Here is a 22,670-nt window from a genome sequence, read left to right as displayed (position 1 = left end):
GGGCTCAGGCGGGCTTTGCCAGGAACTCCGCCAAGTGGTGCAGGAGCCGGTCGACGTCCTCGGTGTTGTTGTACGGGGCCAAGCCCACGCGCAGCCCGCCGTGGTCGCCCAGGCCCAGCCTGCGGGACGCCTCCAGCGCGTAGAAGGACCCTGACGGCGCGTCGACGCCGCGCTCCGCCAGGTGGCGGTAGGCGTCGGCCGTGCTGCGCCCGTCGATGGTCAGGAGGAGGGTCGGGGTGCGCTCGGCCGCCCGCGAATGGACGGTGACCTGGCCGAAGGCCGCCAGCCCTTCCTCGATCCGGCGCCGGAGTCCGTCCTCGTGCCGTTCGAGTGTGGTGAACGCGGACGCCAGCCGTTCGCGGCGCGTGCCCTCGCCGTTCGACGGGCCCAGGGTGGCGAGGAAGTCGACCGCCGCGCGCGCCCCGGCGAGGAACTCGTAGGGGAGCGTGCCGAACTCGAACCGTTCCGGGACGGCGTCCGTCGAGGGCAGCAGCTTGTCCGGCCGCAGGGTCTCCAGCAGGCCCGGACGGCTCGCCAGGACGCCCATGTGCGGGCCGAGGAATTTGTACGGGGAGCAGGTGAAGAAGTCGGCCCGGAGCCTTTCGACGTCGACGTCGACGTCGACGTGGGCGTGGGCGGTGTAGTGCACGCCGTCCACGTAGAGCAACGCTTTCGCGTCGTGCACCGCCTGCGCGATCACCGGGATCGCCGGGCGGGTGCCGATCAGGTTGGACGCGGCGGTGACCGCCACCAGGCGCGTCCGCTCGGACAGCGCGTTCCGGACGGCGTCCACCTCCAGCTCGCCGGTCTCGGGGTCGAAGTCGGCCCACCGGACGGCGGCTCCGGCGTTCTCGGCGGCCTGGATCCACGGGCGGACGTTGGAGTCGTGGTCCAGGCGCGTGACGACGACCTCGTCGCCCGGCGCCCACGTCTTGGCGAGGGTTCGGGAGAAGTCGTAGGTCAGCTGGGTGGCGCTGCGTCCGAAGACGATCCCGGCCGGATCCGCGCCGAGGAGGTCGGCCAGCGCCCGCCGGGCGTCCGCGACGATCGCCTCGGCGTTGCGCTCCCCGGCGGTGCCGTGCCCCCGGTTCGACAGGGGCCGGGACAGCGCGTCGGCGATGGCGTCGATGACGGGAAGCGGCGTCTGCGTGCCTCCAGGCCCGTCGAAATGGGCGGACCCGGCCTTCAGCGCGGGGAACTGCGCCCGGACGGCGCCGACGTCATAGGACGGTTCGTTCGTCAACGCGGGACTCCTTCGGGTGTGCCGGGGTCTGTCGGTGGAGATCGGTAAGGTCGGGGGCATGTCGCGGCGCCGTTTCGAGCACGCTATGCACCGTATGCGGGCAGATGAACCGCAGGTACGGGAGGACGCGTTCGACTTCCTGCGCGAGCACGCCGACGCCTACGTCGACGACCTGATCGCGGAGTTCGCCGCCGAGCGTGACGACCACGACCTGCGCTGCCGGCTCCTCGAACTCATCGCCGAGGCCCGCTCCCCCGCGGCCCTCGACGTGTTCCGCGAGCAGCTGGAGGGCACCGACGAGCCGCTCCGGTTCTGGGCCGTCCGCGGCCTGGAGATGCTCGACACCCGCGCCGCCGAGCAGGTGCTCGACGCGGCCCGCGAGGGCGGCTGGATCTCCTGAAAGAAAGCCGGCCACGGCGCTGGGGAAATGGCCGTTGTAGAGCCCGGTTCCGGTCGGTGAGGCAGTAAAGCTCGTACTGCTTCCGCATGACCCGACTTCCTGTCCGGCGCCCCGTGAATGAAGATCCGTGAAAAGGTGCACGCCATGGGACCGTCCGGCCGGAAAACCGGGTGCGCGGGCCCGGTCCCGTGGGATACAACGCCGGGGTGGAAGAGCAACGGCTGCCCGGAGGCAGGCACGTGGGCGGGGTCCGCATCGGCGACACCGTCCACCGGCGGGCGAACCCGTGGACGCCCACCGTGCACGCCCTGCTCCGCCACCTGGAGGCGGCCGGGTTCGAGGGCGCGCCCCGGGTGCTGGGCTTCGATGAGCAGGGCCGCGAGGTCCTGACGTTCCTGCACGGCGACACCATCGGCGAACGCCACCCCTGGCCCGCGTGGCCGCATTCGGACGAGGCGCTCCGCCAGGTCGCCGCGTGGATGCGGCGGCTCCACGACATCACGGCGACGTTCGTCCCGCCGGACGACGCGACCTGGCTCGCCGGCACCTGGCACCCCGGCCTGATCATCGGCCACCACGACGCCTCGCCGTACAACGCGGTGTGGAACGACGCCGGTCTCGTCGGGTTCGTCGACTGGGACACCGCCGGGCCCTCACCCCGGGAGTTCGACCTGGCCCACCTGGCGCTGACATGGGTGCCGCTGCACGCCCGGCACGTCGCCGAGTTCCAGGGGTTCACCGCGTTCGAGGACCGGTCGCGGCGGCTGCACGTCCTCCTGGACGCCTACGGCTACGACGGCGACCGCACCGCCTTCGCCGGCGCCGTCATCGGACGGGCCCGCCGCCAGGCCGCCGTCATCCGGCGGATGGCGCAGGGCGGACAGGCATCGCTGCTGCCCTTCGCGGAAGACCTGGAGCAGGCCGCCACCGAGGTCGAGGCCCTTCCGCCCTCGTTCTGGCGCGCCTGAACTCCCGCCGTCAGGCGGGCGGATCGGGGGTGAGCTTCTCGCGGGCGAACCGCTCGACCAGCACGGGCACGAAGTCCCGGACGGGCCGGTCGTCGAAGCGGCGGTACACCGCGTCGATGACCTGGCTCACCTGCGTGGGCTGGTGGTTGCCGCCGAGCCTGCGCAGGAGGCGGTCGGTCACCTCGCGCATGACGTGCTCCTCGCGCTCCACGGGGTTCCCGGACGGCGTCATCGGCAGCCCGCCGCGCCCGGGAGGCGGCTGGGGCATGAACTGCTCCGCCAGATGGGAGTAGCCCAGCGAGCACGGGCCCACCCGCGGCTGCACGGTGTCGAGGGTCGCCAGGTTGGCCTTGATGGCGATGCTGACCAGGGACACCAGCAGCGCGACGTCATCGTCGCCGCCCAGCCAGACGCCCACCCAGCCGCTGCCGGGACGGATGCGCACCGACGCGCACTCCCGGAGCGGTTTGTGCATGCGCCGGACGTACGGCCAGGTCAGATACAGCTCCGCCTGGTCCCGTCCGTGCAGATGAAGGATCTGATCGCCGCCGCACGCGAATGCCCGGCCGAAGCCGCAGCCGGCCCGGCACAATCTCAGCGCCGGCCAATCGTTCAGCTGCTCTACCACGCTCTCGGCCAGACTGGTCCGCAGACCGTCGGTCCCGCCCATGGCCATAGCATCCAGCGCGCCCGGCGCGATTTGTACCCGCCGGGCCTGAATCGTTATCAGAAAAGTTGCCCGGCCGCCCAATCGGCGCCGGTTTCGCGTTCGATGATCACGCTGCCGTTCCGATCCCGGGAATGGTGATCAAGACACTTTCTCCACCGAAACCGTCCATCGTCGCCGTAACCGATGGTGAAACGTGAGGATGGCGCGAAACATTACGACGATCGCGACCGGTGAGGGGCGAGGGGTATGGCCCCGCGCCGTCCCACCGGCCGCGATCGGCGCATATCGTTCACTTTCGTCCGTTTAGCCGGATCGGTCCGGCTTCGATGGGCCCTGGTAAATGGAGTTGACGACGATCGGCCAGGTCTGCCGCGGCCAGCTCCGGAAGGTGATCTCGCTGCCCGCGACCGTCGCGTGGCCCTTGCCGACCTCGAACGTCGCGACGTTGGCCAGGCCGTTCAGCGTCTCCGTGCCCGCCGCGTACCCGCTGGCCAGCAGGTCGCCGTCGCCCGGGTACCTGGACGCCACCTGCCCGTCGCCGGTGAGCCGGTACGCCGCGTCCCGGTTGAACCAGACCGCGCCGGACTCCGGCATCCCCCAGGCCGCCGGGACCTCGGGGTCGTACGTCGCGCGCAGCAGCGCGCCCGGCGCGTTGAGCTTGGCCGGGTCGGACGGGGCCGCGTTCTGGATCGGCAGGTCGAGGAGCGCACGCGCGGTCTCCGACGCGCTGCCGATCGCGACGAGGTTGCCGCCACCCGAAACATATTCGGCCAGCTTCGTCCAGCCCTCCTCGCCGACGCCGCGCGCCCACCCGAACTCGGGCGGGTTCTTGGCCGGGTCGAGGCCGTCGACGATGGTCCGCCTGGAGACCCCGTCGGCCAGGACGATCGTGTCGTACTTCGCGGCCAGATCGCCGTAGTCGTCGGCGGAGACGACCTTGTAGTCGATCCCGTAGGTGTCGAGCATCCAGGTCATCCAGCCGCCGGGCATGTTGTTCGCGCCCCGGATCAGCCCGACCTTGGTGCCGGGCTTGAGCGTGAAACCGTCCACCTTGGGCAGCTCGTCCGACCCGTAGACCTGCAGCCCGGTGTCCGCCGACACGCCCTGCAGCGCCTGCCGCGCCGCCGCCGTGGGCGGGACGACGACCGTGCCCGGCGCGAACGTCCGTCCGGCGGCCTCGAACTCCTCACCCGCCCGGAACGTCGGAACACCCGCCTTCTGCAGGCGGGACAACACGTGCGCGACACCGTACGACTCCGGCGCCACCAGGTAGGCGCCGCGCGGCGCCGCCGGCATCCGCACCGGCTGCGGCCGCACCTGGTGGACCCGCTGCAGCGACGCGGTGAACGCCTGCCCGACCGGGTCGACGTCTACGCCGAGCAGCAACCCGAGATTGTCGGTGGTCTCGCTGTACGGCATGATCAGCGGGCAACTGCCGCACTTGCGCGCCGCCTGCTCCGGATACTTGTCGATCTTGAGGAGCTGGTCGATCCAGCGGCCGAGCGGCTGCCGGGTGCGGAGCACGTACGAGCCCGCGGCGTAGGTCTTGCCGCCCGCCGTGAACGGCGCCCTGGCCTGCTCGATCTCCGCCCGCCCGAACTCGAAGATCCGCATCATCTCCAGCACCGCGAACGGGTCGCGCTGCCCGGCCGGGACCACGTACGCCTCCGGCGTGCTCGGCTCGACGTCCGGCAGCGCCGTCCCGTTCCGCGTCGTCTGGTACAGGTTGTTGAACAGCCACGACTCGGGGTTCTTCGCGACGTTCTCGATCCCCGCGTAGGCGGCGGTCTTCGCGTACGCGACGATCTGCTCCAGCGTCCAGGTGTCCTTGTCGTAGGGCTGGAGCATCCGCATCGTGCGGTTCTGCGAGCCGAGCGGCTTGCCGTCCGCCGACGTGTAGGGGTAGGCGAGGTCCCTGGCACTCGCGATCTCCGTCAGGAACAGCGACGTGCCGAGGAACGTCGAGAAGCCCATGACGTCGGCGTTCCAGAAGATGCCGTACGCGTCGTCGCTGCCGACGCCCTTCTTGCCCTCGGCGGTCAGCGCCCGCGCGGCCTCCTGGCCCTGCAGGGTCGCCGACTGGAGCGTGATCGGGTCGATCCCGCTGCCGAGCGGCTCGTCGTAGGGCGGCGTCCACAGCCGCGGCCCGGTCGCCCCGGCCTGGTGCATGTAGTGCCCGACGACCGGGCGGTACGTCTGCTCCAGCCGCACCCGCGTGCGGATCTCCCGCTGCGTGAACATGAACCAGTCGCGGTTGTCGTCGTGCCCGACGTACTTGTGGTACAGGTCCGGGTAGACGCGGTTGTACTCGGTCCCGGCGGTCTTGTTGAAGTGGTCGACCACCAGGTGCTGGCCGTCCGGGTTACCGGACGGGATCACCATCAGCACCGCGTTGTCCAGCACCGTGTCGGTGTAGCCGGAGTCCTCGGTGGCGAACCGGTGCACGATGTCCACCAGCGCCTGCGTGTTGCCGACCTCCGTGGAGTGCAGCGTGCCCTCAAGGAGGTACACCGGCTTGCTGCGCTCGGACAGCCGCCGCGCCTCCTGCGCGGAGATCCCGCGCTCCGCGAGCCGCTGGTTGTCGCGGACGATCTGGCCGAGGTTCCGCAGGTTCCGCGGCGAGCTGACGAACAGGACCGGATAGTCGTTGCCCATCGTCGTCTTGTCCGCGACCTGGTAGGTCACCCGGTCGGACCGGTCGGCGACGAGCCGGAAGTACTGCTTGATCTTGTCGAACCCGGCGAGCCTGCCGGTCGTGCCCATGGCGAACCCGAAATAGCTCTGGGGCGCTGGAATGTGCTTGGCCTGCGCAGTGCGGCCCACCGCGGAGCCCGTGCCGAACGCGTCGGCGTGCAGAGGCACGCCGACGAGCATGACAAGGGCTACCAGGGCGGCCGCCGCGCGGGATGTCACCCGCGACAGCATCCGGTCTCCTGACGAACGTGGGGGAGGGGACACTGATCGATCAGTTGTGACCAGCGTGAATCGGCTTTGTCGATCAGTCAATGTCTTGATCGTCTCGTACCCCACCCGTTACGACCGGTAACACCCGTCCGGGCCGCGCCTCCCCGCCTCCCCCGCGCCCCACACTGTCCGTTTCCGGCCGCGTGCGAGCAGCGGACGAGGTCGCTCGGTATGGAGCGAGGTCCTCAAATGCGGCAATCTCGTCCTTTCGCCGTGTCGCGTCAGTACGGTTGGCTCGGTTCGTAGTCGTTCGATCTCGGATCGTGGCCGAGCGCCGTGGCGGGAGGGCCCCATGCTGACGTTTCAGGTGATCAAAATGCCGGTGGACGACATGCGCACGGCGCTGGCCACCGCCGCGGGGCCGTTCGATGACAACCTCGCGCCACGGGCGTTCGCTGCCGCGCAGGGCGGTTTCCGGGGCAGGCCGAACGCGAAGTGGCTGGGCTCGAAGAAGGCGCTGCGGCGGATGGGCCTGAAGTGCGGCGCCGAGGCGTTCGTGGACGAGCTGGCGGTGGCCTTACAGGGACGTGACACCGCCACCGGCGCGCAGGTCCTGGTCCCAAATGAGAAGGGCCTCGTCACCAGTCTCGATCTGCGGTTCTCGGCGCCGAACTCGGTGTCGTGGGTATGGTGCCAGGCGGACGCGCAACTACAGCATCAGCTTGAGCTTGCGATGCTGACGGCCGCGAACGCGACGCTCGAGTACATGACCCCGGCCCTGCGCTTGGTGGACGGCCACGGCCCCGGCAAGGGATTCGCAGCCGCGACGGTGCTGCACGCGATGGCACCTGAGCTGGACCAGACGCCTCCGCCCCTCTTGCATGTCCATTGCCATCTGCTCGGCGTCCTGGACGGGCAAGGGACCCTGCGGCCCGTTGATCCCGGATCGCTCTACGAAGAGGATGCGACGCGCGAGTACGGGGCGGCCGCACGGCTGCACCTGGCAGAGGAGCTGAGAAACCTCGGCTTCCAGGTCCGGGGCGGACTCGGATACCAGCGGCGCTACTTCGAGATCGACGGCGTCCCGGAAGGGCTGCTGCGTCCTGAGGTCTCGTCGCGTGCGCGGTGCGAAGGCCCCGTCCAGGAGCCCGAATACGGGTTGGACGAACGGCGGCGGGACGAATACGGCGTCTATTGACCATGGCGTCATTCGTCGCGCCGAGACCGGCCGCCGAATACGATCGCCCATTCCGGCGAGCCATCACCTGATCGGAGGGCCGCATGGCGACGGCGTTGTTTGGGCTGCTCATCGCGGTGGCGATCGCGGCCTTCGCCTACGGCAGGCTGCGCGCGACACGCGCACGGTTGCGCGGCCTGCTCACTGCGAAAGGGCAGGTGGTGGGGCACCGCAGGCATCAGCGCGGGACCGGCCCCGCGCCCACCAGGCACGCGCCGGTCGTCGAGTTCGCGGGCGCGGACGGACGGCCGGTGCGCGGCGAGTCCGCCACCTTCACCAAGTCCCTCGGACCCGAGGTCGGGACGGCGGTGACAGTGCTGTACGACCCGTCCGACCCCACCAGGATCCACGTCGCAGGACGGGACACCGGCGAGACGGAGAAGCGCTTCTTCGGCGCCTCCGTCGTCCTGGCCGGGATCGCCACCACGGGTCTGGTCGCGACACTTCTCACCAGCTGAACGTCCTGCGCACTCGACCGCCTTCACCAACGGCGAGCGCGCGATCGGCGTCGGAATGCGGCCGTGGCCACGCCGCGGTTCAGGGGCGGACGAGGACCTTCAGGGCCGTGCGGTCGCTCATTGCTTTGAAGCCGGTCGGGATGTCGTTGAGGGCTATCGACAGGTCGAACATCTCGCCCGGTGTGATCGTGCCGTCGAGTACCTCGGCCAGCAGTTCCGGGATGTAGCGGCGGGCCGGGGCGACGCCGCCGGTGATGGTGATGTTGCGCATGAAGACGTCGAAGTCGAGGCGCGCCTCGGCGTACTGCGGGACGCCCACCCGGCTGATCGTGCCGCCGTCGCGGACGACGCCGAGCGCCGTCTCGAACGCGGCCGTGTTGCCGACGCATTCCAGCACGTGGGGCGCGCCGTCGCCGCCGGTCAGGTCGCGGACCGCGGCCACGGCCTCCGCCCCGCGCTCCGGCACGACGTCGGTCGCGCCGAACCGGCGGCCGAGGTCGGTGCGGGCGCGGTGGCGGCCCAGCAGGACGATCCGCTCGGCGCCCAGCCGCGCGGCCGACAGCACCGCGCTCAGCCCGACCGCGCCGTCGCCGATGACGGCCACGGTGGAGCCCTTGCCGACGGCGGCGGTGACCGCCGCGTGGTGGCCGGTGGGCAGGACGTCCGACAGCGCCATCACCGAGGGGATCACCGGGTCGTCGGCGCCGACCGGGAGCTTGATCAGCGTGCCGTCCGCCTGGGGGACGCGGGCCGCCTCGCCCTGCCCGCCGTCGAGGCCGTTCAGCGCCCAGCGCCCGCCGTTGCGGCACGAGCCGTACAGGCCCTCCCGGCAGAAGTCGCAGGTGTTGTCGGTCCAGAGGAACGGGACGAGGACGACGTCGCCGCGCTTCACCGAGCGCACTTCGGCGCCGGTGTCCTCGACGATGCCCATGAACTCGTGGCCGATGCGGAGTCCTTCGGCGACGGGGTCCATGCCGCGGTAGCGGTGCAGGTCGCTGCCGCAGATGCAGGCGCGGGTCACCCGGACGATCGCGTCCGTCGGCGCCGCGAGGACGGGGTCGGGCACGTCCTCGACCCGGACGTCGCCCCGGCCGTAGATGAGGGTGGCTCGCATCTGTTGATCACTCCTTCGGGTCGGCGATGGTGGCGCCCACGAGGTCGCGGGCCGGACGGCGGTCGAGGTCGAGGGCGACCGCGATGAACTCGTCCAGGCGCGGGGGCGGCAGCGGTGTCTCGGCGACCATGGCGCGCAGCCGGGCGGCGGTCTCGTCCCGGTCCCAGTTGAACGTGGTCTCGTCGGGGGCGAACGCGTCGGTGCGGGTCTGGTCGCGGGTGGTGACGGTGATCCGGCAGCCGCCCTGCGGGACGTCGTCCGCGGCGGCCACCGTGATCCGGCGGGTCAGGTCCATGAGGGCGGGGTCGTCGAAGCCGGTCAGGTCGTCCAGCTCGATGCCGCCATTGCGGAGGGCCACGGCCAGACAGTACGGCAGGCTCATCAGCGTGCCGCCGACGTCGCGGAACGGGCCCCGGGCGTCGATGCCGGGGTAGGCGGCGTCGTCCGGGGACAGCTCGGCGGTGACGGACGCGACGTCGTCGGCCTTGATGCCGTGGCGGCGCGCAAGGCCGGTCAGGACGGTGACGGGCACCTGGTTGATCGCGCAGATCGGGTACGGCTTGTAGGTGACGCGGCGGATGCGCCAGTCGTCGCCGAGCCCGGCTGTGGTCGGTGCTTCCTCGATGCCGGAGAAGGCGCGCAGGTGCCCGGCGGCGCCGCCGAGCGCGTCCGGCGCGCCGGTGACGCCTTGTGCGGCGAGCAGCGCGGCGACCATGCCGTTGCGGCTCGCGGAACCGACCTGGTAGCGCCATTCCTGGGTTCCGGCGAGCCACGTCTGGTTGGTGCCGCCGCCGAACGCCGCGGCGAGGCCTAGGGCGGAGATGGTCTGGCCGGTGTCGAGGCCCAGGAGGCGGGCGGACGCCGCCGCGGCGGCGAGCGGCCCGTAGACGCTCGTCGCGCGGAAGCCGCGGGTGGTGGACGGCCCCGCGTGCCCCTCCGCGATGACCGACGCGGCCTCGTACCCGGCGATCATCGCGGTGAGCAGGTCGCGGCCGTGCAGGTCGGCGCGGTCCGCGAGGGCGAGCAGCGCGGGCAGCGTGGTCGAGCCCAGGTGGACCGACACCGAGACCTGGGTGTCGTCCTGCGTCCGCGCGTGGATGAGCGCCCCGGTCGCGAGCGCGCAGGACTCGACGGTCACGGCCGTCCCGTCGACCGGGAGCCGCGCCCCGCGCGACGGGTCGCAGGCGCCGTGCTCCTTCGCGAACGCGAAACCCGTCGCGGCGAGACGGTGCCCGGCGAGGCCGACGCCGAGGTTGTGCAGCAGCGTCACCTTCGCCTTCTCCACGACGCCGGGCGGGACGGCGGCCAGGTCGAGGCTCGCGGTGAACTCCGCGATCCGCTCGGCGAGCGTCCCGTTCACGGTCCCTCCCCGGTGTCGATCCTGGCGATGACCTGGCCCACGACGACGTCGGCGTCCTGGGCGACGAGCAGTTCGGCGACCGTCCCGGCGGCCGGGCTGACGATCTCGGCGGTCGCCTTGTCGGTCTCCATCTCGGCGATGGGCTCGTCCTCGGCGATCCGGTCGCCGACGTTCTTCAGCCACTGGACGATCGTCGCCTCGTCCATGGTCGCGCCCCACTTCGGCACCACGACGTCCGTCATGCGCCCTTCCCTTCGATCGTGCCGAGGGCCGCCGACACGACGTCGCCGGGGCCCGGGTAGTAGGCGCGTTCCAGGTCCGGCGCGAACGGCACCGGCGCGAACGGCGGGCGCACCTGCGCGGCCGGGGCGCGCAGGGACGCGAACCCGTCGGTCGCGGCCAGCCGAAGGACCTCCGAGCCGACGCTGCACGGGCCCTGCGCGTCCTGGACGACGACGAGCCGCCCCGTCTTGGCCAGCGACCGCAGGATCAGCGCCTCGTCCACGGGGCTCAACGTGCGCAAGTCGAGCACTTCGGCGCCGACGCCCTGTGCGGCGAGGGTCTCGGCGGCCTCCATGGCGGTCGGCACCGTGTCGCCCCAGCAGACGAGCGTCACGTCGTCGCCGGGGCGGCGGATCAGCCCGGCGCCGATCGGCACCAGGTGGTCAGGGTCGTCGGGAACCTCGCCGCGCCGCGTCCACAGGCTCAGGCTCTCGATCACGATCACCGGGTCGTCGTCCCGGACGGCGGCCTTGAGCAGCCCCTTCGCGTCGGCGGGCGTGCCGCCCCAGACGACCTTCAGCCCGGGGACGGCGGCGAGCCAGCCCTCCAGGCTCTGCGAGTGCTGCGGGCCCGAGCCGCGATGGCCGCCGCAGAGCGTCCGGATCGTCAGCGGCACCGCGAAGGCGCCGTCCGACATGTACGACATCTTTGCGGCCTGGTTGACGAGCTGGTCCATGGCGAGGGTGATGAAGTCGAAGTACATGACCTCAGCGATCGGCCGCAGGCCCGCCATCGCCGCGCCGACCGCCATGCCGGTGAACGTCGACTCGCTGATCGGGGTGTCGCGGACCCGCCACTCGCCGAACCGCTCCCGCAGCCCGCGCGTCGCCGCGAACGGGCCGCCGGGCATGCCGACGTCCTCGCCGAACAGGTGCACGGAATCGTCCCGCTCCAGCTCCTCGTGCAGAGCGGAGTTGACCGCCTGCCAGTACTTCACGCTGCTCATCCGAAGGCACCCCCGTTCACCGGACGGCGGTAGACGTGCGCTGAGATCGACTCGGGCGAGGCGACGGGGTCCGCCTCGGCGGCGGCGATGGCATCGGCCATCTCCTGGCGCGCCGCGTCCTCGACGGCGGCGAAGTCGGCGGTCCCGGCGAGGCGTTTCAGCGGGTCCGCGGCCTTCCACTCCGCGACCTCGGCGGTGTCGCGGTACCGCTGCGGGTCGCCCTCGAAGTGGCCGTGCCAGCGGTAGGTCAGGCACTCCAGCAGGGACGGGCCGCCGCCCCCGCGCGCCCGCTCGACCGCCTCCGCGGCGGCCTGCCGGACGGCCATCACGTCGTTGCCGTCGACGCGGACGCCCGGGATCCCGTACGGGGCGGCGTGGTCGGCGACGCGCTGCGCGGCGAGGTGCACGGAGACCGGGGTCAGCTCGACGTACTGGTTGTTCTCGCACACGAACACGATGGGCAGCTTCCACAGCGCCGCGAGGTTCAGCGACTCGTGGAAGACGCCCTGCGCGACCGCGCCCTCCCCGAAGAACGCCACCGCGACCGCGCCGCGCCCCTGCCGGGCCGCCGCGAACGCGCCGCCGAGCGCGATCGGGATGCCCGCCCCGACGATCGCGTTCGCGCCGAGGATCCCGGCGGAGGGGTCGGCGATGTGCATCGAGCCCGACCGGCCGCCGCAGTACCCGGTCGCGCGGCCGAGCAGCTCCGCCATCATCGCCTTCGGCTCGCCGCCCTTGGCCAGGCAGTGCCCGTGGCCCCGGTGGGTGGTGGTGATGAGGTCGTCCCGGCGCAGGACGTCGCAGACCCCGGCCGCGACCGCCTCCTGCCCGATCGAGACGTGCAGCGTCCCGGGCAGCCGCCCGGTCGCCATCAGCTTGGACGCGGCGATCTCGAACTGCCGGATCCGCGCCATCGTCCGGTACAGCCGGTGTGCGGTGGCGGTGTCGGTGTCCTGCTGGACCGTCATGCCGGGGCGTCCTCTCTCGGCAGTTCCAGGACGGCGGTTCCGGGGGTGCAGAGCGTCCCGTCGTCCTTGCGTTCCTCCAGGGCGCATTCGACGAGCCCGGCGCCCGAGCCGTCCACGCGGCGGGCGGTCACCACGCCGGTGCAGGTCAGGGTGTCGCCGGGCACGGCGATGCCGCGGTTGCGCCAGCCGAACGAGCGCAGCCGCGCGCGCGGGCCCGCCCAGCCGAGCGCGGTCCGCAGCAGGAAGCAGCCGTGCAGATGGGACTGGACGAGCACGTCCGGATACCCCTCCGCCGCGGCGTACCGGGCGTCGTAGTGGATGCGGTGCGCGTTCCACGTCGCCGCGCTGAACCGGAACAGCTGCGTCGGGGTCGGGCGGATCGTCATCGGGTCGAGCGCCATGCCGACCGCGACGTCCTCGAAGGTCCTGGTCGTCATTCGCTGGCCTCCGGACGGGCGATGAGGTTGTCGCGGCAGGTCAGGAGCGGTGTGCCCGACTCGTCCAGGAACCGGCGCAGCCTCGTGATGACCAGGAACGGGCCGGAGCGGCCCTCCTTGAGCGCCACGTCCTCGACCGATGTCTCCCGGACGATCCGCACGCCGTCATGCACAGGGTTGTGGAAGTCGAGGTCCTGACCGGCGCCCATGAGCCGGAGCCCGGCGAGGGGGAGCCCGGCCGTCTCGTCGCCGGTGCCGTCCGCGGCCAGCTCGCCGTCGGGCGGGCCCGCGCCCCAGCCGAGCACGCTGCTGAGGAACAGCGGCGGGGCGATGGCGCCGGGAAGCCCCGCGGCCTGGGCCGCCGCGTCGTCGTAGTACACCGGGTCGGTCTCGCCCGCGGCGATCGCGAACCGCTGGAACTCGGTCGCGCGGACGCGTCCGAGGCTGTCGCGGACGACCGTCCCGATCTGCTTCCGTACCTGCTCGCACACCTCGTCCAGCGCGGTCATCGCTCACCTCCCGGAACCGGCTCCGGCTCGGCCTCCGACAGCCGCGCCCTCAGCACCTTCTTCTCGACCTTGCCGATCGAGGTCTTGGGCAGTCCGGGGACGACATGGATCCGCGTCGGCACCTTGAACGTCGCGAGGCGCGTCCGGCAGTGCTCGGTGATCTCGTCGCGGGTGGGCGGCGGCTCGCCGGACGCCGGGACGACGAACGCGACGACCTCCTCGTCCCGCACCGGGTCGTGCCCGGCGACGACCGCCGCCTCCGCGATCGACGGGTGCGCCAGCAGCGCGAACTCCACCTCGCTCGCGGACACGTTCTCGCCCGCGCGCTTGATCACGTCCTTCTTCCGGTCGAAGAAGTACACGTAGCCCTGCTCGTCGAGGTAGCCGTGGTCGCCGGTGTGCAGCCAGCCGTCCCGGACGGTCGCGGCCGTGGCCTCCGGGTCCTTGAAGTAGCCCTTCATCAGCGTCCGGCCGGGCACCCCGGACACGAGGATCTCGCCGACCGCGCCCGCGGGGAGGTCGCGGCCGTCCCCGTCCACGATCCGGATCCGCCGGTCGAAGTTCGGCAGCCCGATCGACGGCCACCGCCGGTCCCCGAACACCGGGGACATCGTGACGACCGTGCCGCCCTCCGACAGCCCGTAGCCGTTGATCAGGTCGACGCCGAACCGGCGCTCGAACTCGTCCTTCTCCCGGTCGGTGACGTTGATGGCGTAGATGGCGCGGTGGACGCGGTGCGCCGCGTCGTCCGGTGAGGGGGGCTGCGCCAGCATGGTCCGCACCTGCATGGCGACCAGGCTCACCGAGGTCGCGCCGTGGTGCCGGACCCGCGGCCAGAACGCGCCGGCGTGGTACTCCTCCAGCAGGACGGCCGCCCCGCCGACGGTCAGCGCCGCCAGCACCGTGATCTCCTGCGCGTTGATGTGGAAGAGCGGCAGCGCGGTCAGCAGCCGCTCGCCGCCGTGCAGCGCGGCGCCGCGCGCGACGCGCTCGCCGCCCCACAGGCAGTTCGCGTGCGTGATCATGACGGCCTTGGGCCGGGCCGTGGTGCCCGAGGTGAACAGCATCTCCACGACGTCCTCGGAGCACACGCCCTCGGCGGGGGCGGCGGGCGGGCCGGACGCCACGTCCGCGAACGGGACGAACCCGTGCGGTGTGCCGTCGCCACGCGCGACGATCCGGTGCTCGACCTTGGGCGCGCCCGCCAACACCTCGGAGAACCGCGGGAGGTAGGCGGGCTCGGTCAGGACGCCCACCGCCTCCGAACGCTCGATCAGATAGGCCAGCTCGGCGGCCGTGTTCGCGACGTTGGACGGCACCATCACGGCCCCGAGCCACGCCAGCCCGAACCACGCGAACACGAACTCGGCGCTGTTGCGGAGCTGGATCACGACCGCGTCGCCGCGCCCGATGCCCAGGCCGGCGAACCCTCCGGCGGTCCGGCGGACGGCGTCGAGCGTCTCCCGGTAGGTGTAGTCGGTGACGGCGCCCGTCCGGTCCTCGATGACGAGGCAGGCGCGGTCCGGATGCCGGCCGGCCCGCTCGGTCAGCAGGTCGGCGAGGGTGCGGTTCCCGATCAGGTCCACGACGGCTCCCGAGTGTCGGCGGTCAGTCGCGCGACGACAGGCCGAGCAGGTTGCGCGCGATCATCCAGCGGTGGATCTCCGACGAGCCGTGCCCGATCCGCCACACCCGCACCTGCCGGTAGAAGCTCTGGATCGGCAGCTCCTTGCTGTAGCCGAGGCCGCCGAATATCTGCAGGCAGCGGTCGGTGACGCGCTGGGCCATCTCGGTCGCGTAGAGCTTGGCCATGAACGCCTCGTTGCGGATCGGCTCGCCCTCGTCCGCCATCCACGCGGCCCGGTAGACCAGGAAGCGGGCGGCGTCCAGCTCGACGGCGGAGTCGGCCAGCATCCACTGGACCGCCTGCCGCGTCGCGATGGGCTTGCCCCAGGTCACGCGCTGCTTCGCCCACTCGACGGCCATGTCGATGCACCGCTGCGCGATGCCGAGCTGGTAGGCGGCGATCTTGAGGCGGCCGTGCGTGAGCTGCTCGTTCGCCAGCGCCCAGCCGCCGCCGACCGGGCCGAGCCGGGCCGAGTCCGGGACGACGCAGTCGGTGAACGACAGCTCGTAGGGCTCCCAGTCGTCGCCCATGGTGGGGATCGGCCGCGACGCGTCGAAGCCGGGCGTGCCCATGTCCACCAGGAAGCAGGTGATGCCGCGGCTTCCGGCGGACGGGTCGGTGCTGGCGAACAGGATGCAGAAGTCGGCGCGGTCCACCTCGGAGATGAATATCTTCGTCCCGTTGATGACCCAGTCGTCGCCGCTGCGGACCGCCGTCGTGGCGATCCGCGCGAAGTCGGAGCCGGTGCCGGGCTCGGTGAAGGCGTAGCAGCTGCGCCGCTCGCCCGCGATGACCGGATACAGGTAGTTCTTCTTCTGCTCGTCGTCGGCCTCGTAGAGGACCGGTTCGGGGCTGCCGCCGAAGTCGAACATCGCCGGATGCTTGTAGAGCTCCTCGGCGACCAGGCAGGCGGCGAGCGTGCCCATGCCCTGGCCGCCGTACTCCTCCGGGACGTCCAGCGCCCATAGCCCCTGGTCCCTGGCCTTCTCCTGGAGCTCGCGCCGCTCCTCGGGAGAGAGCCTGCCCTCGGCGAGGAAGCGCGGCTCCAGCGGCATCAGTTCCCGCTCGCGGAACCGGCGCACGGAGTCGACGAACATGCTGAGCTCGGCCGGGATGCTGAAGTCCATACGCCGTCACCCTCCATCCGACCGACTAGTCGGTCGGCTTCGACTTTTGCATGCCTCCGAGCCGATGTCAATGCGGGGATCCGGGGGTTGACGAGCCCGCGAGGGCCGGTTTAACTGGAATCGCCCGACCGGTCGGTCGGCAGTACCTGTCTGGCCTATGACCTGCATAGATATCGTCACTCGAACTCTGAGGAGGACGGATGGCCGGCGATCTCACCACCCTGCCGACCGCGGGCGAACTCGTCACCGCCTACGCCGCCGGGACGCTCTCCCCGGTGGAGGCGGCGACCGCGGCCCTGGACGCGATCCGGGAGCGCGACGCCGGTGTCAACGCCTTCGCCCTCGTCGACCCGGAGCGGGCGCTGGAGACGGCCCGCGCCGCCGAGCGGCGCTGGCGGGACAGGGCGCCGCTGGGCCCCCTCGACGGAGTCCCGATGTCGATCAAGGACCTTTTCCTCACCCGCGGCTGGCCGACGCTCCGCGGCTCGCGCCGCATCGACCCCGGCCAGGCGTGGGACGTCGACAGCCCGGTGGCCGCCCGCCTCCGCGAGGGCGGCCTGGTCCTGCTCGGCAAGACCACCACCCCGGAGATGGGCTGGAAGGGCGTCTGCGACAACCCGCTCACCGGCATCACGCGCAATCCCTGGGACACGTCCCGCACCTCGGGAGGCTCCAGCGGCGGCAGCGCGGTCGCGGTCGCCACCGGGATGGGCCCGCTGTCGGTCGGCACCGACGGCGGCGGCTCGATCCGCATCCCCGCCGCGTTCTGCGGCGTCGTCGGCTTCAAGCCCACGCACGGCCGCGTCCCGCAGTACCCGCTCAGCTCGCTCGCGGTGCTGGCGCACGCCGGGCCCATCGCCCGCACGGTGGACGACGCCGCGCGCCTCCTCGACGTCCTCGCGGCGCCCGACCACCGCGACCCCTACGACCTCGGGCTCCACGACGGCCCCTACAGCCGGGCGGTCGACCGGGACGTGCGCGGGGTGTCGGCCGCCTTCTCCGCCGACCTCGGCTTCGCCCGCGTCGACCCGGAGATCGCGGCCGCCGTCGCGTCCGCCGCGCAGGCGCTCCAGGACGGCGCGGGCATGCGCGTCGAGGCGGCCGACCCGGGGTTCCCCGACCCGCTCCCGGCGTTCGACGTGCTGTGGTGCGCGGGCGCGGCCAAGTGGCTCGACGTCTTCGACGCCCGCGCGGACGACGTCGACCCGGGGCTGCGCGCCGTGATCGAGCGCGGCCTCACCTACTCGGCGGGCGACTACCTGGCGGCGGAGGCGGAGCGGCTGGCGCTCGCCGTCCGGATGGGCGAATTCCACACCCGCCACGATGTGCTGATCACTCCGACGGTGCCGATCCCCGCCTTCGAGGCCGGGCACGACGTGCCGCCCGGCAGCGGCCTGAGCGACTGGGCCGAATGGACGCCGTTCACCTACCCGTTCAACATGACCCACCAGCCGGCGATCAGCGTCCCGATCGGCTTCACCGCCGCCGGCCTGCCGATCGGCCTGCAGATCGTGGGCCCGCGCCACGCCGAGGCGCTGGTCCTGGCCGTGGCCCGCGCGGTCGAGCGAACGCGGCCCTCGTCGGACCGCCGCCTTCCGGTCCCGTCCCCGCGCAGCGCGACCGCCGCCTAGTGCAGGCCGTCGGCGAAGGTTGCTAGGGCGTCCAGGGCGTGGAGTGCCTCGGTCTCCGGTGCGGTCGGGAGGGCTAGGCCGATTCGCTCCACGCCCGCGTCGGCGAGGTCGGCGACCGCGCGGGCGTCGGGCTCCAGGCCGCAGAGGGTGATCGGGACGCCGGGCCTGCCCCGTTCGGCGAAGAGGCCCGCGACCCGCCGGATCTCGGCCGGCGGGGTGGCGGCGCGCGGCAGCCAGCCGTCCCCGTGCCGGACGACCCGGGCGAGCGCCGCCGGGCTCTCGCCGCCGACGTAGATCGGCGGGTGCGGCCGCCGGACGGGCTTCGGCCACAGGTGGATCGGGTCGAAGTCCACGTGCTCGCCGTGGAACTCGGCCTCGTCCTCGGTCCAGATCGCCTTGATCGCGGCGAGCTGCTCGTCGAGCCGGGCGCCCCGGGTGCGCGGGTCGGTGCCGTGGTTGCGCATCTCCTCACGGTTCCAGCCGACGCCGACGCCGAGGAGCGCGCGCCCGCCGGACAGCACGTCGAGGGTCGCGACCTCCTTGGCGGTGTGGATCGGGTCGCGCTGGGGGAGGAGCGCGACGGCGGTGCCGAGCAGCAGGGTGGACGTCGCCGTCGACGCGGCGGCGAGCGCCGTGAACGGGGCCAGGGTGCGGTAGTAGGCGTCCGGGAGCTCGGCGCGGCCCTGCCAGAGGGTCTCGCGCTTGACGGGAATGTGCGAGTGCTCGGCGATGAAGAGGGAGTCGAAGCCGCGCTCCTCCGCCGCGCGGGCCAATACGTCCGGCCGGACGCTCTCCGCGGTCAATAGCGTGTAGATGCCGAACTTCACGGGGTCACCGGCCTTCTCCTCGTCCTGCCCATTTCCCCGGTGGAACCGAGCGCGATTCGCCTGGAGTTCGCCGGGGAGGGAGGTCGCTGAATTTCCTGGATCGACATCTTGAGCTTAGGAGGAGGGCGCCCGGAGCGGCAAGCGCACAATGGTAATGGATCATGCTGGTGAGGGTTGACACGCCCCCTCCCACCTGCAATCGTACTTGTACGCCCGACCGGTCGGTCGGGAGGAAGTCGAGAGGATGGGGATTGGCCGGAGGCGCCGCCCAAAAGGCGGATGCGGGCGGCCGGTCCGAACCGGTGGCCGTACCATCGCGACCGTGCCGGACGACCACATCGCAAGTGACGTGAGCACACATCGAGATCGCCGCCTTCAATGACGTCGCGGCCGATCACCAAGGCGCTGCCCGGGGGTATCAGCGCGCACCTGAGCCGAGGCGGGAAAAATGTCGGCCCGGCGGCGGAGAACCCCGGGCGACAAACACTTTTCACGCGCGGCGAATGACCGGGAGACCGCCGGTGGGCGGTCCGCCACGTCGGTGAAAGGAAACGCGGATGGTCTCCGGAGCGACACCCGCGAAAGAAGCGCCCAAGAAGGGCACGATGCGGATCGCCGCCGCGGCGCTGGCGGCGTCGAGCATCGAGAACTACGACTTCTTCATCTACGGGACCGCCGCGGCGCTGGTCTTCCCCGATCTGTTCTTCCCCGGGCACAGCCCGCTCGCCGGGGCGCTGCTGTCCTTCTCGACGTTCGCCGTCGGGTTCGTCGCCCGGCCGCTCGGCGCGGTGATCTTCGGCCATCTCGGCGACGTCCACGGCCGCAAGCGGTCCCTCGTCATGGTGCTCCTGACGATGGGCATCGGCACCACGCTCATCGGCGTCCTGCCCACCTACGACGCCATCGGACCGGCGGCCCCGCTCCTGCTGGTGCTGCTGCGGCTCGTCCAGGGGATCGCGCTCGGCGGCCAGACCGGCGGGGTGATCCTGCTGGCGCTGGAGAGCGCCCCGGCCGACCGCCGCGGGTTCTTCTCCAGCTTCGCGCTCGCCGGCGGGCCCGCCGGGATCCTCGTCGGCAACCTCGCCTTCCTGCTCGTCGGCCTGGTCACCACCTCGGAGTCCTTCGACGCCTGGGGCTGGCGGCTGCCGTTCCTCGCGAGCGTCGTCCTTCTCGGGCTGACGCTCTACATCCAGCTGCGGATCGAGGAGACCCAGGCGTTCAAGCGCCTGCAGCGCACTGCGAAGGCGGACACGGATGCGGACACGCAGGCGGACACGGTCAAGCGGCCGAAGCCGCCGGCGGGACGCTCGCCGGTGCTGGAGGCGCTGAGCCGCTACCCGCGCAAGATCGTGCTGATCGGCGGCGCCTACGTCGGCATCAACGTCACCTACTACCTGTTCATGACGTTCGCCGTCGCCTACGGGACCAACGAGGACATCCTCGACATGCCGAAGAACAGGATCCTGCTGGGCGTGCTGCTCGGCGCCGGGTTCCAGCTCGTCCTGCTGCCCGTCGCCGGGGCGCTGTCGGACCGCGTCGGCCGCAAGACGATGCTGACGGCCGGGTCGGCGCTGGTCGGGGCGTGGGCGTTCGCCTTCTGGCCGCTGCTCAACACCGAGTCGCCGATCGTCATCGTGTTCGCGTTCATCGTCGGGCTGGGGCTGCTGCACACGACGATGTACGCGCCGCAGGGCGCCTTCTTCGCCGAGACGTTCCCGACCGCGACGCGCTACTCGGCGATGTCGCTGAGCATCCAGGTGGCCTCGGTGGTCGGCGGCGCGCTGGCCCCGCTCATCGCCACGTCCCTGTACGCCTGGACGGGATCATGGCTGTCGATCGCGGTCTACATGGCGGGCGTGTGCGCCATCACCGCCGGGTCGGTGCTGCTGCTGCCGGAGACCTACCGGGACGACATCGAGGAGCCGGTGACGCCGGACGAGGACGCGGCGGGCACGGTGAGCACCGCCTGACGGCAACCGCCGGTCCGAGGCCCTGGGGCGTTGTGGTCTCAGGGCCTCAGGCCGCGGTAGGCGTAGTCCCAGAAGGCGTCGGCGATCTCGTCGTGGGTGAGCTCGCCGTCCGAGTGGTACCACTGGTAGGCCCAGTTGCTCATGCCGAATATCGCGAGGCTGAACAGTTTGGCGTCGACCTTGCGGAACGTTCCGGCGGCGATGCCGTCGCGGACGACGTCCTGCACCATGGCCTCGTAGCGGGCACGTTTCTCGGTGGCGACGGCGAGATCGGCGTCCGGAAGCTCGCGGTGGTTCTCGAAGAAGACCCGGCACTGGCCGCGCCGCGTGGCGATGTTGTGCAGAAAGTCATGGATGACGCCGCGCAGCAGTTCCGCCGGTTCCAACCTCTGCTCGACCCGGGCGGAGTGCGACTCGATGAGGCCGTCGATCAGCTCCTCGTGCATGTACCACAGCAGTTCCGACTTGCTGCGGAAGTAGTGATACAGAGTGGGCTTGCCGATTCCGACGGCGGCGGCGATGTCGTCCATGGAGGCACGGGCGTAACCCAATTTCTCGAAGAGGTCGGCGGCGACCCGGATGATCTCCGCGCGCCGTTCGTCCTTCGACATCTGCCGGCGCCTCGACCGCCGCGCCGACTCAGCTTCCGACATCCGCGTTCACTCCGCATCATTGGGAAAATTCAGGGGGCGAGCCGACCTTATGAGCCGGAGCGGATCTCCCGCCCGATCGCTGGGTCACGAAGTATACCAGGATGTTCGCAATTAACTTGCCGGGCCGCCGGGCGGAGCGGCGGGACGCGGTCAAGCCAATGGCGGAGTCGCACTCATGGGTTCTCCCGTATGGGCGGAATGAATTGCGACCCGCCGGTCGCGCCCCAAAGTCGATCAGGGTGGGCGCGGGAGGCAGAATGGAGGCATGACTGAGACCGTGAATCTGCCGGGCGGGACCGCGCTGCCGTTGATCGGATTCGGGACGTGGGAGCTGCGGGGCGATACGGCGTACGAGTCCGTGCGCGCGGCGCTCGATATCGGTTACCGGCATCTCGACACCGCGACGCTGTACGAGAACGAGACGGAGGTCGGCAGAGCCGTGAAGGACGGCGGCGTCGACCGGGAGGACGTCTTCGTCACCACCAAACTGCACCCGCGGGACGCGCGGCACGCCCGCCGCGCCCTGGAGACGAGCCTTCGCAAACTCGGCACCGGCTACGTCGACCTGTGGCTGATCCATTGGCCGACCGGCCCGGACGCTCTCGTCCCGGCGTGGCGGGAACTGCTGTCCGCCAAGAATGACGGGCTGGCACGCAATGTCGGCGTCAGCAACTACAGCATCGCGCAGATCGATCGGCTGACCGAGGCCACCGGGGAGCAGCCGGCGGTCAACCAGGTCTCCTGGAGCCCGGCCCGGCACGATCCGGCCCTGCTGGACGAGCACCGCCGCCGGGGAATCGCCGTCGAGGGCTACAGCGGCCTGAAGAACACCGATCTGCGCGATCCGGTCCTCACCGAGATCGCGGAGCGGCACGGGGCCACTCCCGCGCAGGTCGTCCTCCGCTGGCACCTGGACCACGGCATCGTGATCCTCCCCAGATCGTCGCGCCGGGAGCGCATCGCCGCCAACTTCGACCTGGACGGCATCGCCCTCACCAGGGAGGACATCGCCGCGATCGACGCCCTCGCCTAGCCCGCCCGGCCGAATGTCCTGAAATCGGGGGCCCTGCGCCCTCGATTTCGGGGCCATTCCATTAAGGCCGGAAGATCGTCCACCACGGCTAATTGCTCGGGCAATGTCCGGGTGGAAATCGGCCATTTTCATGCTGGCTTTTGTTCACCCTGAACGGGCCCGGATTTTGCCCTGTCTCCTTACCTTCGGTGATGCCGCGGCAACGGATCGTCTCACCCCCAGCCGTCAGGAGACATCGCCGATGAAACGCCGTACCTTCCTGCGTACCTCGGTCCTCGGGACAGGGGCCGTCGCCTTCTCCGGAAC

23 protein-coding genes are annotated in these 22,670 nt (G+C 71.4%); 9 read left to right on the top strand and 14 right to left on the bottom strand.

The window, feature by feature from the left end:
- Positions 1-4: 4 nt before the first annotated feature.
- A complete protein-coding gene (locus tag E1264_RS16375; protein WP_243710965.1) occupies positions 5-1,243 on the bottom strand; it encodes a cysteine desulfurase-like protein in 1,239 nt (412 codons plus the stop codon).
- A 94-nt stretch (positions 1,244-1,337) separates the two neighbouring features.
- Here E1264_RS16375 and E1264_RS16370 point away from each other — a divergent pair, with 94 nt between their 5' ends.
- Both E1264_RS16370 and E1264_RS16365 read left to right on the top strand, forming a co-directional pair.
- Entirely contained in the window at positions 1,338-1,643 is a 306-nt protein-coding gene (locus E1264_RS16370; protein ID WP_132174312.1) for a HEAT repeat domain-containing protein, read from the top strand.
- 206 nt (positions 1,644-1,849) lie between these two features.
- Positions 1,850-2,611, top strand: coding sequence for a phosphotransferase (locus E1264_RS16365; protein WP_132174310.1), 762 nt, complete (start codon positions 1,850-1,852; stop codon positions 2,609-2,611).
- A gap of 10 nt (positions 2,612-2,621) precedes the next feature.
- Here the strand turns inward: E1264_RS16365 and E1264_RS16360 are convergent, their stop codons facing one another.
- Positions 2,622-3,239 (bottom strand): luciferase family protein, encoded by a 618-nt coding sequence (locus E1264_RS16360; protein ID WP_243710966.1) that lies wholly within the window; start codon positions 3,237-3,239, stop codon positions 2,622-2,624.
- Between E1264_RS16360 and E1264_RS45335 the strand changes: the two genes are divergently transcribed.
- A complete protein-coding gene (locus tag E1264_RS45335) occupies positions 3,141-3,419 on the top strand; it encodes a hypothetical protein (RefSeq protein WP_132174306.1) in 279 nt (92 codons plus the stop codon). The genes E1264_RS16360 and E1264_RS45335 overlap by 99 nt on opposite strands.
- Positions 3,420-3,584: 165 nt before the next feature.
- Here the strand turns inward: E1264_RS45335 and E1264_RS16350 are convergent, their stop codons facing one another.
- Positions 3,585-6,206, bottom strand: a complete 2,622-nt coding sequence (locus E1264_RS16350; protein WP_132174304.1) for a M14 family zinc carboxypeptidase — start codon at positions 6,204-6,206, stop codon at positions 3,585-3,587.
- Positions 6,207-6,537: 331 nt separating this feature from the next.
- Between E1264_RS16350 and E1264_RS16345 the strand changes: the two genes are divergently transcribed.
- Both E1264_RS16345 and E1264_RS16340 read left to right on the top strand, forming a co-directional pair.
- Positions 6,538-7,383, top strand: a complete 846-nt coding sequence (locus E1264_RS16345; protein WP_132174302.1) for a relaxase domain-containing protein — start codon at positions 6,538-6,540, stop codon at positions 7,381-7,383.
- Between the two features lie 83 nt (positions 7,384-7,466).
- Positions 7,467-7,880 carry a DUF3592 domain-containing protein gene (locus tag E1264_RS16340; RefSeq protein ID WP_132174300.1) on the top strand — a complete coding sequence of 138 codons (414 nt, stop codon included), beginning with the start codon at positions 7,467-7,469 and terminating at the stop codon, positions 7,878-7,880.
- Positions 7,881-7,959: 79 nt separating this feature from the next.
- Here E1264_RS16340 and E1264_RS16335 read toward each other — a convergent pair whose 3' ends face one another.
- The 9 genes from E1264_RS16335 to E1264_RS16295 are packed head-to-tail and all read right to left on the bottom strand — an operon-like array spanning position 7,960 to position 16,250.
- Positions 7,960-8,994 carry an alcohol dehydrogenase catalytic domain-containing protein gene (locus tag E1264_RS16335; RefSeq protein WP_132174298.1) on the bottom strand — a complete coding sequence of 345 codons (1,035 nt, stop codon included), beginning with the start codon at positions 8,992-8,994 and terminating at the stop codon, positions 7,960-7,962.
- A gap of 7 nt (positions 8,995-9,001) precedes the next feature.
- Complete coding sequence (locus tag E1264_RS16330; protein WP_132174296.1) at positions 9,002-10,354, bottom strand: MmgE/PrpD family protein; 1,353 nt, start codon at positions 10,352-10,354, stop codon at positions 9,002-9,004.
- Entirely contained in the window at positions 10,351-10,596 is a 246-nt protein-coding gene (locus E1264_RS16325; protein ID WP_132174294.1) for a lipoyl domain-containing protein, read from the bottom strand. Before E1264_RS16325 ends, E1264_RS16330 begins: the two co-directional genes overlap by 4 nt.
- A complete protein-coding gene (locus E1264_RS16320) occupies positions 10,593-11,582 on the bottom strand; it encodes an alpha-ketoacid dehydrogenase subunit beta (protein ID WP_132174292.1) in 990 nt (329 codons plus the stop codon). Before E1264_RS16320 ends, E1264_RS16325 begins: the two co-directional genes overlap by 4 nt.
- Positions 11,579-12,550, bottom strand: coding sequence for a thiamine pyrophosphate-dependent dehydrogenase E1 component subunit alpha (locus tag E1264_RS16315; protein WP_132174290.1), 972 nt, complete (start codon positions 12,548-12,550; stop codon positions 11,579-11,581). The genes E1264_RS16320 and E1264_RS16315 overlap by 4 nt, the downstream gene beginning before the upstream one ends.
- Positions 12,547-12,987, bottom strand: a complete 441-nt coding sequence (locus E1264_RS16310) for an acyl dehydratase (protein WP_207935959.1) — start codon at positions 12,985-12,987, stop codon at positions 12,547-12,549. The genes E1264_RS16315 and E1264_RS16310 overlap by 4 nt, the downstream gene beginning before the upstream one ends.
- A complete protein-coding gene (locus tag E1264_RS16305; RefSeq protein WP_132174288.1) occupies positions 12,984-13,496 on the bottom strand; it encodes a MaoC family dehydratase N-terminal domain-containing protein in 513 nt (170 codons plus the stop codon). The genes E1264_RS16310 and E1264_RS16305 overlap by 4 nt, the downstream gene beginning before the upstream one ends.
- Positions 13,493-15,082 (bottom strand): AMP-binding protein, encoded by a 1,590-nt coding sequence (locus E1264_RS16300; RefSeq protein ID WP_132174286.1) that lies wholly within the window; start codon positions 15,080-15,082, stop codon positions 13,493-13,495. The genes E1264_RS16305 and E1264_RS16300 overlap by 4 nt, the downstream gene beginning before the upstream one ends.
- A gap of 22 nt (positions 15,083-15,104) precedes the next feature.
- Positions 15,105-16,250: an acyl-CoA dehydrogenase family protein gene (locus tag E1264_RS16295; RefSeq protein ID WP_132174284.1), complete on the bottom strand. Its 1,146-nt coding sequence runs from the start codon at positions 16,248-16,250 to the stop codon at positions 15,105-15,107.
- A gap of 200 nt (positions 16,251-16,450) precedes the next feature.
- On the opposite strand from E1264_RS16295, the gene E1264_RS16290 reads away from it, so the two are divergent.
- A complete protein-coding gene (locus E1264_RS16290; RefSeq protein WP_132174282.1) occupies positions 16,451-17,881 on the top strand; it encodes an amidase in 1,431 nt (476 codons plus the stop codon).
- Here the strand turns inward: E1264_RS16290 and E1264_RS16285 are convergent.
- A complete protein-coding gene (locus tag E1264_RS16285) occupies positions 17,878-18,708 on the bottom strand; it encodes an LLM class F420-dependent oxidoreductase (RefSeq protein WP_132174280.1) in 831 nt (276 codons plus the stop codon). The two genes, E1264_RS16290 and E1264_RS16285, sit on opposite strands and share 4 nt — an antisense overlap.
- Positions 18,709-19,265: 557 nt before the next feature.
- Here E1264_RS16285 and E1264_RS16280 point away from each other — a divergent pair.
- Positions 19,266-20,678: an MFS transporter gene (locus E1264_RS16280; RefSeq protein WP_132174278.1), complete on the top strand. Its 1,413-nt coding sequence runs from the start codon at positions 19,266-19,268 to the stop codon at positions 20,676-20,678.
- A gap of 38 nt (positions 20,679-20,716) precedes the next feature.
- On the opposite strand, the gene E1264_RS16275 is transcribed toward E1264_RS16280, so the two are convergent.
- The gene (locus E1264_RS16275) at positions 20,717-21,289 is read right to left on the bottom strand and encodes a TetR/AcrR family transcriptional regulator (protein WP_207935958.1); all 573 of its coding nucleotides are present in this window, start codon (positions 21,287-21,289) and stop codon (positions 20,717-20,719) included.
- Positions 21,290-21,596: 307 nt separating this feature from the next.
- Here E1264_RS16275 and E1264_RS16270 point away from each other — a divergent pair, with 307 nt between their 5' ends.
- Positions 21,597-22,364, top strand: coding sequence for an aldo/keto reductase (locus tag E1264_RS16270; protein ID WP_132174274.1), 768 nt, complete (start codon positions 21,597-21,599; stop codon positions 22,362-22,364).
- A gap of 103 nt (positions 22,365-22,467) precedes the next feature.
- Positions 22,468-22,670 (top strand): hypothetical protein (locus tag E1264_RS44625; protein ID WP_207935957.1); only part of this gene is annotated, 203 nt, incomplete at its 3' end.

Origin of the sequence: Actinomadura sp. KC216 (assembly GCF_004348535.1) — a bacterium.
Classification (GTDB): Bacteria; Actinomycetota; Actinomycetes; order Streptosporangiales; family Streptosporangiaceae; genus Spirillospora.
The sequence above is the reverse complement of the archived record's forward strand: the minus strand, read 5'-3'. Positions and strand labels throughout refer to the sequence as shown.